Source organism: Caldimonas sp., assembly GCF_046291045.1.
Taxonomy (GTDB): Bacteria; Pseudomonadota; Gammaproteobacteria; order Burkholderiales; family Burkholderiaceae_C; genus Caldimonas.
Genome location: NZ_JBKBSL010000058.1, coordinates 1 through 12174, shown reverse-complemented (window position 1 = coordinate 12174; position 12174 = coordinate 1). Strand labels below are relative to the sequence as shown.

Sequence of the window (12174 nt, the reverse complement as noted above, 5' to 3'; positions counted from 1 at the left end):
GTACCGGGCGGCGCAGAGCATGCATCAAAAAAAACGCCCGCCGGGCACCGGCGGGCGACAAGCCGGAGCCGGCCTCGAGGCCCCGGGGTCACGAGAACGGCTGCAGTCTCAGGGAGCCTCGGCTGGCTCCACGAAGACGGCCACGCTGCGGCCGGGGACGGTGAAGCTGCCGGTACCGGAGGCGAAGCTCGCCTCCCGGACCCGGGAGTCGCTGCCGCTGGCCAGCACGGGGTGCAGGCTCAGGCTGCGGCCCGCCAGGGTGGCCACGGCATAGGTCTGGACGGTGGGAGCGGCGTTGATGAGCACCACCAGGTTGGCATAGCGGCCGTCACCGCACAGGCTGCCGTTGTTCTTGCGGCCGGTCACGCGCATCACGATCAGGCCGTCGCGCTGGTCGGCGGCATCGGGGAAGCTGACGCAATCGCGCACGTCGGCCCCACTGCGCAGGCGCAGCATGGTGGTGTCGCGGCGCACGCGCAGCAGGTCGAGCACGGCGTCGCGGGTGGCCCGGATGTCGGCTGCCGAGGGCGGGATGTTGGTGTTGCTGAGGATCGGACGCATGCGGTCCCATTCGGCCTGGTTCTTTTCGGCCGAGGGCAGGCCCATGGTGCCGAAGTAGTTGGTCGTGGCCGACCAGTCGATGCGGTTGAACCAGTCGCCGGCGTTGTAGCTGTCGCGGTCCAGGCTCTTGGTGCGCAGCAGCTCGTCGCCTGCATGCAGGAAGGGGATGCCCTGCCCCATCAGCACCGTGCCCAGCGCCACCACCTGGGCGCGCGCGCGCTCCGCCGCCGTGGTGGTGGTGGGCAGCTTGAACTGGTGGATGTCGAAGAGCGTTTCACCATCGTGTACGCCGGCATAGTTGATGACCTCGTGCGGGTCGGCGGTGTAGCCGGCGGGCTGGCCGCCATAGTCGTAGGCCGACGCCAGCTGCCCGTTGAGCACGAAGTCGTGCACGCTGCCGGCCATCCCCAGACGGATGAGATTCTGCTGATAGTGCAGCTCGCTGCGCTGTTCGGAGGTGCAGGTGCTGCCGTTGAGCGCGTTGTTGTCGTAGCAGCGTCCATTGGCAAAGCCCTGGCGACGGATCACCGCATCGCCGGAATCGAAGGGGCCGCCGCCGCGGATGGCGTCGCGGATGCGGTCGCTGAACGAGCCGATGCCCGTGCCGCGCAGGTGGGCCTGGCGGGCCTGGACGAACTGGCGGTCGTTGGCCACCTCGCCGAAGTTCCAGGCCTCGCCGTAGTAGAGCAGCGCTCGGCCGGCGGCGGCGTCCACCGCGGTGCGGGCGGCCTGCATGGCGGCCAGCGGGATGTGGCCCATGATGTCGAAGCGGAAACCGTCGACCTGGTACTCGACCGCCCAGGTTTTGAGCGTGTCGATCATGAGCTTTTCCATCATCGCGTACTCGGGCGCGGTGTTCTCGCAGCAGGTCGAGCGCTCGATGAAGCCGTCGCCGTTGAGGCGGTAGTAGTAGCCCGGCACGATGCGGTCGAGGAAGCTACCGCTGGTGTGGTTGTAGACCACGTCGAGCACCACGCGCAGGCCATGGGCGTGCAGGGCCTGCACCATCTGACGGAATTCGCGCACGCGCACCGCGCCGTCGGCCGCATCGCTGGCGTAGCTGCCCTCGGGGGCGCCGTAGTGGCGCGGGTCGTAGCCCCAGTTGAAGCAGTCGTCGTCCTTGGTGGCCGCAACGGTGGCCTGGGGTGCTTCGCTGGTGGCGCCGGCCGAGGTGATCGATGGCGTCACGCAGCCGGTCTCGGGGATGGTGGCCAGGTCGTAGGTGGGCAGCAGGTGCACGTGGGTGAGGCCGGCCGAGGCCAGGGCCTGCAGGTGGCGCACGCCGTCGGTGCCGGTCTGCGCGAAGGCGGTGTACTTGCCTCGGTGCGCCGCCGGCACGGTGGCGTCGTTGGCCGAGAAGTCGCGCACGTGCAGTTCGTAGATCACGCTGTCGGAGTGCGCCTGCAGCGGCGGGATGGCATGGCCGTCCCATCCGGCGGGCTTGAACATCGCATCGGACAGCCGCGCCACCATCGCCGCTTGGCTGTTGGCATTGAGGGTGACGGCATAGGGGTCGGTCACGGTGTTGGTGACCACCCCGCCGTCCTGGCGCGAGTAGACCTGCACCCGGTAGGTGTAGTAAGCGTTGTTCACCCAGGCGGCTTCGCCAGTGTGACTCCACACGCCGGAGCCGGGATCCTCGGTCATCGTGCGCAGGGGCTGCCCGACGACAGCCAGCTCGACCGAGCGCGCCGTGGGCGCCCACACACGGAAGACCGGACGGCCCGCTTCGTCGAAGCTCACCCCCAAGGTCTGGTCACGAGCCTGGGCGGCATACACGTCGTCGAGCACCCCCTGGATCTGCAATTGGGTGGCATGGGTGACCTGGCCCTGGACCAGCCGCGCCACGACGAGCTGGCCCTTGAGCAACGAGCGGACCTCGGAGGCCGCCAGCGTCGGCAGCGCGAAGGCCGGCGCACTGGCCAGGTGGCGGAAGCGCTCGCGCAGCGCGGTGTCCAGCGCGGCGGCGCTCAGCGCGTGAAAGCCGTCGGCCCCCTGGACACCCGAAGCATTGACGGTGATGCCTCCGTGGGCAGCGTGGTACAGGCGCAGTTCGCCGCCGGGCGGCAGGTTGGGCCAGACCAGGCGCGCGGCCGACAGCCACATGGCGCGAGCATGGCCGATGTTCACGCCACTGGCGGCCTGGGCGCTGTCGTAGGTGGTGCAATCGCCCTGCTTGAGCCAGATCTCCTGGCCGCGCGTGGCGATGTCGGCCGCGAAGGTCGCCACACGGTCGCACTCCTGGTCCTTCTCGGCTTCGGAGGCGCTGGTCGGCCGGTTCAGCAGGAAGTCCATCCGGCCGGCCGACGGGTTCACGGGAATGTCGACATAGCGGCCAAAGCCGTCAGAGGCCCCGAACTCGAAGCGCGGCGAGCCGGGCCAGCCGGTCGAGGGGGTCGTCGGACCATGCCAGGCGTAGACGCCCCAGCCCGCGTAGTCACCGCCCGTGCGCTGGTAGTGAACCCGCAACGTGGCCGGCGCCACCGCACTGGCACCGGCATCGTCGCCGCCCCCGCCGCCGCCGCCACAGGCGGCCAGCAAGCCGACCACACCGGCCATCGCCAGGGATGCCGTCAAACGGCCCCAGCCTCGTCTCATCCCGTTCGTCATCGTCGTCTCCTGAGTTCGGTACCGGGAGGGGCCACGATGGACGAAGCCAGGGCACGCTCAGCCTCCAGATACGGCGAGCGCGATTCTCAAGAAGTAAAACTACAAGATCAATCCTAGGGTCAACCCTGAACTGCCGATGATGCCGGCGTACTTCATAAGCTATTGATTTGAAAGTGTTATTTTCCTCGTTTTGCCACGCGGAACTGCAGTTGTGAGGGCAGATGGGAAAGTCCCTACGCTGGAGTAGATGTAGTTAAATTACTACTTGTCGGTCGATCGCTCCCCGCTCCATCGTTCGCACTGCTGCCGGACGAGCTCGGGCAGCAGGCGCTCACGAGCGTGGACTTGGCGCGCCCAGGTGGCGTCGTTGCCGTGGCGCTCGAGTTCCAGGCGCAGGTAGTCCAGGGCCGCCTCGGCCTTCAGCTCGATGGCATGCGACTCCAGTCGGGCCAGGGTGGCCAGGATGTCCTCGCGCAGCGAGCGGTGCTCGCCGGTCTTGGGATCGACGAAGGTCCCCTCGGGACCGAAGCGGCAGGCCTGGAAGCGATTGAAGGTGTAGACGAGGTAGTCGTCTTCGGCCAGCTCGAAGGGTTTTTCCTCCGTCAGCCAGCGCGCCACGCACTGGATGTAGGCCGCCAGGGCGGCGGCCTTGTCGATGGTGAGCGGTGTGTCGAGCACGCGAACCTCGATGGTGCCGAATTCGGGCTTGGGTCGGATGTCCCAATAGAAGTCCTTCATGCTCTGGACCACGCCGGTGCGGGTCATCTTCTCGAAGAAGAGGCGGAAGTCGTCCCAGGTGGTGCAAAACGGGGCGCGGCCCGACAGCGGGAAGGCGAACACCGAATTCAGCCGCGCCGAGTGAAAGCCGGTGTCGGTGCCCTGCACATAGGGGCTGGAGGCCGACAGCGCGATGAAGTGGGGGATGAAGCGCGACAGGCCGTGCAGCAGCACCAGGGCATCGTCCGGCCCCGGGCAGCCCACGTGCACGTGCTGGCCGAAGATGGTGAACTGCTTGGACAGGTAGCCGTAGAGTTCGGAGAGCATGTGGAAGCGCGGCGTGTTGAAGATGCGCCGTTCGCTCCAGTCCTGGAAGGGATGGGTGCCGCCCCCGCACAGGCCCACGTTGAGCTTGCGCGCACACTCGACCAGCGCGTCGCGGATCTCGGTGAGCTGGCCTAGGGCATCGGCGTGGTTGCGGCAGATGCCGGTGGACAGCTCGATCATGCTGTCGGTCATCTCGGGCTTGACGTCGCCGGGGATCTTGCGCTTGGCCATCAGGCGCAGCAGGTCGGCCGAGCTGGGCGAGAGGTCGTAGTCGTGGCGATTGACGATGGCCAGTTCGAGCTCGACGCCCAGGGTCAGCGGTTCGGAGGTGGAGAAGGCTTCCAGGCTCATGGGGTGTCCTCAGGGGTCAGGGCTCAGGCCCCGCGCTGGGGGGTGATCTCACGGGCGCCGCGCAGGGCGGCCAGCACGGCCAGGGCGCCCAGCAGTTCCATCAGCGCCACGGCACTCAGGGCAATGGGGGCGATCTGCGCGGCAAAGACGGCATGCGAGCCTTGCAAGTCGGCATAGAGCACCAGGGCCGTGGCCGACATGGGCGTGAGCGCCAGGCTCAGGCCCAGGCCCTGGCGGATCGACTGCCCGCTGAACCAGCCCAGGGTGAGCACGGCCCCGGCCTTGGCGGCCAGACGCACCGCCATGGCCAGGATGGCCAGGCCGGCCCCGGCCGCCAACGCCGCGGGGGACCAGGACGTGCTGACGATCACGAACAGCAGCAGCACCAGCACGCCGCCGGCCGTGCCGAAATGGCGCGGCCAGACCCAGGGCCGCTCGGTGGTGTTGCGCAGCCACAGGCCGGCCATCAGCGGCACGAGCAGCGTGGACAGGTTGAGCACCTGGGTGAGGGCCAGGGCCAGGGTGATGAGGCCCAGCAGCAGCAGGGTGGAGTTCTCGTTGCGCAGGTCGAGCCCGCGCGCCACGCGGGCCACGGCATAGCCCAGCAGGCCGGCCACCAGCACCGAGCCGGCCACCACGTACAAGGGTTGCACGATGGCCTGCACCGGGTTCTGGCCGGTGTCCAGGTCGAGCCAGGCCAGCAGCAGCTTGCTGGCGAATACGGCATACAGGGTGTTGAGCGCGGTCATCATCGACACCCGCTCGGTCACCTGTCCGGCCGCCCGGAACTCGGAGGCCACACGCGAAATCACCGCCGCCGAGGTGGGCACGGCCAGCACCGCCAGGGCCACGGCGGCCGGCGCGGCCAGCCCCGCCCAGCGCATTGCCAGATAGACCGCCCCGAAGGTCAGCAGCGACTCGGCCAGGCTGGTGACGAGCAGGAAGGGGTTGGTGCGCAGCCATCGCAGGTAGACCCGCGAGCCCAGCTCGAAGAGCAGCAAGCCCAGGGCCAGGTCGATGATGACGCGCAGCGAGGGCGAGAGCTGGCCGGCCGCCATGCCGTAGCCAGCCAAGCCCACGCCCATGCCGGCCAAGGCATAGCCCACAATGCGAGGCAATCCCACCCAGCGGAACACGGCCTCGCCGACGAGCGCCCCCACGATGATGACTAGCGAGCCCCAGAGCAGTCCGCCCGAGCCAGACAGACTGACTCCCAAGGTGCCGAGGATGGATTCAAGCATGGCGCGATTCCCTTTCTTGTTCGTGTCGTCCCGGCGGCCTGCGGCCGCAAGTGCTGCGTCAACCCAGCACCGGGTGAAGCGTTATGGGGGGACCATGCCACACAACGGCCCGCCCCCTCGAACGATCCCCTAGCGGCTTCCATGGTCTCCCATCCCAGCGAGAATCCCACCCTGCCCGCCGAGGTGCTGCGCGCCCTGCGCAGCTTCCGCATGATCGTGCGCTCGATCAAACAGCATTTTCAGCACGTGCAGGAAGCCACCGGAGTCAGCGGCTCCCAATTGTGGTGCCTGGTCACCATCCAGTCTCAGCCGGGGATCCGCGTGACCCAGCTGGCCCAGGCGCTGGGCATCCAGCAGGCCACCGCGAGCAATCTGGTCGAATCGCTGGACCGCAAAGGCCTGGTGGAACGCCGACGCGACCAGCGCGATCAGCGTGTGGTGAGCCTGTTTCTGAGCGAAGCGGGTGCTCGCATCGCGCAGTCCGCCCCCCAGCCGGTAGCCGGCATTCTGCCTGATGCGCTGGAACGCCTGGACCCTTCAGCCCTGGCGCAACTCAACGGCCTGCTCGAGCAGGTGATCAGCCTGATGGCGCTGCAGGCGCCGGACGGGCGCGACGTGCCGCTGGCCGACGCCTGAGGGCAGACTACCCCGCCCGCCATCGCTGCCAAGCGCTCAAGCCCAGGGCCCCGAACTGATGCACCAGCAGCCCGGCCAGCACGCCGGCGCTGCCCAGCCATTGCAGCGGCGAGGGCTGCTCGTCGAAGGCCGCGGCCGCGGCCCACAGGCCCACCACCGGCACCAGCAGCGAGAACGGCGCCACCCGGCCCACCGGGTGGCGTTGCAGCAGGCGCGTCCACAGCGTGTAGGCCAGCAGCGTGGCCAGCCAGGCCAGGTAGAGCACCGACAGCAGCGAGCCCAGGCTCAGGCCGGTGAGGGACGCCCCCACCGTCTCGGGACCGTCGATCCACAGCGCCGCGCCGAGGAAGGGCAGCACGGGCACGAGGCTGCTCCAGACGATGAAGGCCTTGGGGTCGTAGCCGGACGCGGCGGCACTGGCGTGCCGCGCCACGATGTTCGAGGCGGCCCACATGAAGGCCGCCCCGAGCGTGAGCACGAAGCCGATCAGCGTCATCTGCTGCGGGCCTTCGCCATGCGCCACGGCAATACAGCCCAGACCCAGCGCCGCCAGCCCCACGCCCAGCCACTGCTGCGGCCGTGCGCGCTCGCCCAGCAGCAAGGCCCCCAGCCCCAGGGTGAAGAAGGCCTGGGTCTGCATCACCACCGAGGCCATGCCCGCCGTCATGCCCAGGTGCAGCGCAAAGAAGAGAAAGCCGAACTGGCCCACGCCCTGCGCCAAGCCATAGGCCAGCACGAAGCGCAGCGGCACGCGCGGCCAGGGCACGAAGAACAGGAAGGGCAGCGAGGCCGCGGCAAAGCGCAGGGCCCCCAGCAGCGAGGGGCTCAGGCCCTGCAGGCCGACCTTCATCACGACGAAGTTCAGGCCCCAGATCACCACCACGGCCAGCGCGGCGAGGTAGTCGCGGCGTGTCATGCGCCGGCGCGCGCGTGCAGCGCCCTCGCCTGCCGCCAGGCCTCGAAGGCCTCGGCGCTGGTCTTGCGCAGCACACCGCCGAAGGCCGATTTCAGGCGCGTGTTGTCGAGCACGGGGCGGTAACGCAGGAAGTCGAGCTGCTCGGGGCCGTAGCGGGTGGTGCCAGTCCAGCGGCCCACGTGCAGCGCCGCCCGCAGCAGGCCGGCGGGCAGCTCGAGCACGGGCTTGTCCAAGCGCTGCGCCAGCTCGCGCACGCCCAGGGCACCATCGCCGGCCACGTTGTAGATGCCAGGCCGCGGTCGGGTCACGGCCTGCACGAACAGGGCCACCAGGTCTTCGTCCCACACGAAGACGAAGGGGCTGGCCGAACCCCGGATGGCCAGCAAGCGGGGCTTCTCGAAGAGTGCGGTGATCTGGTTGTCCACGGTGCGGCCCAGGATGGTGCCGATGCGCAGGACCGTCTGGGCCAGGTGGGGATGACTGACACGGGCCTGCGCCAGCATCTCTTCGACCAGCCGCTTGTGGTAGGCGTAGGCAAAGGCCTCGTTGCCGCGCAGGGGTTGGTCCTCGGTGATCCAGGCGGGGTTGTCGGGGTGGTAGCCATAGGCCGCCCCGCTCGACGACACGACCAGATGCTTCACGCCGGCGCCCACACAGGCCTGGATGACGTTGAGGCTGCCCCCGACGTCCACCGAATACTCGAACTCGCGGTGACTGGCTCTGCCCGGCGTGACGATGCAGGCCAGGTGGACGACCGTGTCGATGGCCGCATCCCGCAGCGTCCGAACGAGTCCACGGTCGCGCACGTCCTGCGTCCGGTGAACGACGCCCGGCACGCGACGCTCAAGCGGCACCTCACGCACGTCGAGCGCCACCACGGTTCCGACGTCCGGGTGGATCGCGAGCGCCGGCACCAGGCTGCGACCGAGGAAGCCGTCCGCCCCCGTGACCAGCACCCGCACCGTCATGCAGGCTCCCGCGCCGCCGCGCTCGCGCGCTGCGGCATGGGGCGCCTCGCCCACCAGCCGGCCAGCAACAAGCCGGCGATGATGTCCCAGAAGCCCCAGACGCCCGCCACCACCGCCATGCCGCCCAGGCCGCCGAAGAAGCTGAAGATCAGCACCAGCCCCAAACCGGCATTGCGGATGCCCACCTCGATGGAGATGGCGCGGCGGTCGTACTCATGCAGTTTCATCGCCGAGGCGCAGGCATAGCCCGTGCCGAAGGCCAGGGCGTCATGAATCACCACGGCCAGCAGCACCAGGCCCACGTAGTCGAGGAAGTAGCGCCAGTTGCCTGCGATGGCCCCGACGATGAAGGCGATCAGGAAGAACAAGCTCAACCAGCGCGCCGGGCGTTTGATGCGATCGGCCATGCGGGGCAGCTTCTCGGCGCACAAGAGGCCCAGCGCGAAGGGAATGCCGATGATGGCCACGATGTGCAGCACCATCTGTACGGGGTCGAGCGCGATGGTGCGCAGCAACGGCGCCGCGGTGGGGTGGATGCCCGCCCAGAAGGCGAAGTTCAGCGGCATCACCACGATGGACAGCAGATTGGTGACCGCCGTCATCGACACCGACAGCGCCACGTTGCCGCCAGCGCGGTGGGTGAGGATGTTGGAGATGTTGCCCGGCGGGCAGCACGCCACGAGGATCATGCCCAGTGCGATGCTGGGGCCCGGCTGCAGCACGAGCGTGAGCAAGTAGGTGACCGCCGGCAGCACCACGAACTGCGCGACGATGCCCACCCCCATGGCCAGGGGCATGCGCACCACGCGGCGAAACTCGGCCACCCGGCTGTCCAGCGCGATGCCGAACATCAGGAAGGCGAGGATGACGTTGAGCGCCGCCAGCGAGGCGGGGTTGAAGTTGAGCCGGACTTCGTCGACGGGCAACACTGGGGTCTCCTTGCCTCGTGAGCGTTCTCAGGCCAACGCGGCAATCGCGTCGCGCACGGCGCGGCGGTAGGTGTCCTTGTGGACGTAGTAGGCCATGCGTTCGAGCTTCAGGTAGCGATAGCCACCGCTCAGGTCGGGCGGTGGCCCGGCCTTGCGCCGGTTCAGCGCCTCGGCAGCCGGCCGCCCCTGCATGCGGGCCTGCCAGTAGCGAGCGATCAGCTCGGCCTGTTCGTAGCGCCCCTGCCAGCCGATGCCGCTGGCCTCGATCATGCCCATCACGAAAAGCGTGTGCAGGCGTGGATGGAAGATGTTGAGGTAAAGCTGCGGCGCCTGGCCCCGCCAGTTGAGCAGTGCGCGGTCGAGGAAGGGGTAGTGCAGCTTGTAGCCGGTGGCACACATCACCAGGTCATACTCGCGCGCGCTGCCGTCGGCGAAGTGCACGGTGGCGCCCTCGAAGCGGCGGATGTCGCCGCGCACGCCGATGTCGCCATGCCCGGCGTGGTAGAGCACCAGCGAGTTCACCACCGGGTGGGATTCATACATGCGGTGATCGGGCTTCGGGAATCCGAAGCGCACTGGGTCGCCGGTGAACCACTTCAGCACCGTGGCGTCCACCCGCTGCTTGAGCCAGGCGGGCAGGCGGATCTTGCCGCCCAGGGTGTCGGCCGGCTTGCCGAACACGTACTTGGGGACGAAGTAGTAGCCCCGCCGTACCGAGAGGTCCACGCTGCGCGCGTGATGCACCGCGTCCACCGCAATGTCGCAGCCGCTGTTGCCCGCGCCCACGATGAGCACGCGCTTGCCGCGGAAGATCTCCGGATGCTTGTATTGCGCGGTGTGCATCAGCTCGCCGCTGAACGCGCCGTCGAGATGCGGCATCTGCGGTTCGGCGAGGGTGCCGTTGGCCACCACCAGACCGGCATAGTCTTCCACCGCCACCGTGCCATCCAGGGCCTGGCTCGTCACGCGCCAGCGTGCAGTGTCGCTGTCGTCGAGCGGCTCGGCCCGCAGCACACGGGTGCCGAAGCGATAGTACGCACGCAGTCCGAAGCGATCGGCGAAGTCGCTGAAATACTGGCGCAGTTCGCGGTGGCTGGGGTAATCGGCCACCGTGTCGGGCATCGGAAATTCGGTGAACTCGGTCGTGCGTTTCGACGAGATCAGGTGGGCCGATTCGTAGACCGTGCTGCGTGGGTTGGCGATGTCCCACAAGCCACCGACGTCGGTATGGGCCTCGAAGCCCTGGAAGGGCAGACCGAGCTTGGCGAGGTTGCGCGCAGCCGCCAGGCCCGAAGGGCCGGCGCCGATCAGGGCCAGGGCCGGACCGCGATCGAGCACGGGGGCGGCGGCCGGCGCCGGGATTTGGACCTCAGTTCTTTTCATGCGACGACGTGAGTCCAGGAATGGGGGTGGCGCCGGGCTCGCCCACGCGGGGCTTGCGCGGCTGACGCAGCAGTAGGGCATCGGTCCAGGCAGCGGGCATCCAGCCGAGCAGGCGCTGCAGCAAGCCCAGCCGCCAGGGCAACACGCAATGTTCGCGCCTGCGCACCATGGCCTGCGCGATGCGGTGGGCCGCCTCGTCGGGCTCCATCAGCCCGGGCATCGCGAAGCGGTTGCCGGCCGTCAGCGCGGTGCGCAAGTACCCCGGGCTCACCGTGAGCACGCCCACGCCGCTGCCGCGCAACTCGGCGCGCAGGCTTTCGAGGTAGCGGATCAGCCCAGCCTTGCTGGCGCAGTAGGCGCCGTTGCCAGGCAGGCCCCGCCAGCCGGCCAGGCTGGCCACGCCAACCAGCAAGCCGTGCCGACGCTCACGCATGGGGGCCACGAAGGGCTGGAAGGTGGTGGCCACGCCCAGCAGGTTGATCTCCAGCATGCGGCGAAACACCGCCAGGTCGCCGGCCTGCGCCGTGTCGTAGCCCCCTGCCACGCCCGCATTGGCGATCACCGCATCGGTCAGCCCCATCTGTGCGATCCAGTCCCCGGCCATGGCCTGCATGGCGGCGCTGTCGCTCACGTCGGGGGTGTAGATGCGGCAGCGCGACGGCGCCTGGGCGGCCAGCGCTTCGAGCACCGGGCGGTTCAGCCCCACCAGGGCCACGCGCGAGCCGGTGGCCAGGAAATGCTGTGCCAGGGCCTGGCCCAGGCCGCCACAGGCCCCCGTGAGGACGACGTTGTCGAGCGGTATGACCACGGGAGTTCGGAAAAAGGGTCCGCGAAATGCCGTTGCACCTTAGCCGGCAGATGGCAAGATTCCGAAAAATTCTTCGAATCGGTCTCGTTTTTCGAGATTTACACAGGATTCATGGAAAGCACGTCCACCCCCGGCCTGCGCCTGATCGAGCTGCTGGAGCGTCTGGCCGCGCTGGAGGGCCCGTTCACGCTGGCCGAGGCGGTAGCGGCCGGCGGCCTGCCCAAGCCCACCACCCACCGCATGCTGCAGCAGCTCGAAGCTGGGGGCCTGCTGGGGCGCGAACCGTCAGGGCGGCGCTACCGGCTCGCGCCGCGGCTCGTGGGTCTGGCCGAGAACGTGCTGCGCGCCAGCACGCGCAGCGGCCTGCGCCACGCGGTGTTGGCCCAACTGGTGGCCGAGCTGGGCGAGACCTGCAACCTCACCGCCTTGGCCGGGGCCGACGTGATCTACCTCGACCGGGTCGAGACCGCCTTCCCCCTGCGGCTGGACCTGCGCCCTGGCTCGCGCGTGCCGCTGCACTGCTCGGCCAGCGGCAAGCTCTTCCTCGCCTTCATGCCTGCCGCGCGGCGACGCGAGCTGCTGGCCCAGCTGCCGCTCACCCGGCAAACGGCCCACACGCTGACCACGCCCGAAGCGCTGGAGCGCGAACTCGCTGCCATCCGCCGACAGGGCTACAGTGTCGACGACGAAGAGTTCATCGAAGGGCTGGTGTGCGTGGCCGTGCCCG

The 12174-nt window shown here is 69.0% G+C and carries 10 protein-coding genes; 2 read left to right on the top strand and 8 right to left on the bottom strand.

Translation table 11 applies throughout. From position 1 onward, the window contains the following. Positions 1-108: 108 nt before the first annotated feature. The 3 genes from ACK4ZD_RS14730 to ACK4ZD_RS14720 all read right to left on the bottom strand — a co-directional run bounded on the left by ACK4ZD_RS14730 (position 109) and on the right by ACK4ZD_RS14720 (position 5807). Positions 109-3171 carry an alpha-1,6-glucosidase domain-containing protein gene (locus ACK4ZD_RS14730; protein WP_409663715.1) on the bottom strand — a complete coding sequence of 1021 codons (3063 nt, stop codon included), beginning with the start codon at positions 3169-3171 and terminating at the stop codon, positions 109-111. A gap of 261 nt (positions 3172-3432) precedes the next feature. Then, positions 3433-4566 (bottom strand): YbdK family carboxylate-amine ligase, encoded by a 1134-nt coding sequence (locus ACK4ZD_RS14725; protein ID WP_409663712.1) that lies wholly within the window; start codon positions 4564-4566, stop codon positions 3433-3435. A 23-nt stretch (positions 4567-4589) separates the two neighbouring features. Next, positions 4590-5807, bottom strand: coding sequence for a cation:proton antiporter (locus ACK4ZD_RS14720; protein ID WP_409663709.1), 1218 nt, complete (start codon positions 5805-5807; stop codon positions 4590-4592). Between the two features lie 141 nt (positions 5808-5948). Here ACK4ZD_RS14720 and ACK4ZD_RS14715 point away from each other — a divergent pair, with 141 nt between their 5' ends. Then, positions 5949-6443, top strand: coding sequence for a MarR family winged helix-turn-helix transcriptional regulator (locus ACK4ZD_RS14715; protein WP_409663706.1), 495 nt, complete (start codon positions 5949-5951; stop codon positions 6441-6443). Positions 6444-6450: 7 nt separating this feature from the next. Here the strand turns inward: ACK4ZD_RS14715 and ACK4ZD_RS14710 are convergent, their stop codons facing one another. The 5 genes from ACK4ZD_RS14710 to ACK4ZD_RS14690 are packed head-to-tail and all read right to left on the bottom strand — an operon-like array spanning position 6451 to position 11447. Continuing rightward, a complete protein-coding gene (locus ACK4ZD_RS14710) occupies positions 6451-7359 on the bottom strand; it encodes an EamA family transporter (RefSeq protein ID WP_409663703.1) in 909 nt (302 codons plus the stop codon). Then, positions 7356-8327 (bottom strand): SDR family oxidoreductase, encoded by a 972-nt coding sequence (locus tag ACK4ZD_RS14705; RefSeq protein ID WP_409663700.1) that lies wholly within the window; start codon positions 8325-8327, stop codon positions 7356-7358. The genes ACK4ZD_RS14710 and ACK4ZD_RS14705 overlap by 4 nt, the downstream gene beginning before the upstream one ends. Further along, positions 8324-9256, bottom strand: a complete 933-nt coding sequence (locus ACK4ZD_RS14700; RefSeq protein ID WP_409663697.1) for a bile acid:sodium symporter family protein — start codon at positions 9254-9256, stop codon at positions 8324-8326. The genes ACK4ZD_RS14705 and ACK4ZD_RS14700 overlap by 4 nt, the downstream gene beginning before the upstream one ends. Before the next feature lie 27 nt (positions 9257-9283). Then, complete coding sequence (locus ACK4ZD_RS14695; RefSeq protein WP_409663694.1) at positions 9284-10639, bottom strand: flavin-containing monooxygenase; 1356 nt, start codon at positions 10637-10639, stop codon at positions 9284-9286. Beyond that, a complete protein-coding gene (locus tag ACK4ZD_RS14690; protein ID WP_409663692.1) occupies positions 10626-11447 on the bottom strand; it encodes an SDR family oxidoreductase in 822 nt (273 codons plus the stop codon). The genes ACK4ZD_RS14695 and ACK4ZD_RS14690 overlap by 14 nt, the downstream gene beginning before the upstream one ends. Before the next feature lie 111 nt (positions 11448-11558). Here ACK4ZD_RS14690 and ACK4ZD_RS14685 point away from each other — a divergent pair. Beyond that, positions 11559-12174: IclR family transcriptional regulator (locus ACK4ZD_RS14685; RefSeq protein WP_409663689.1), on the top strand; the 616-nt coding region annotated here is incomplete at its 3' end.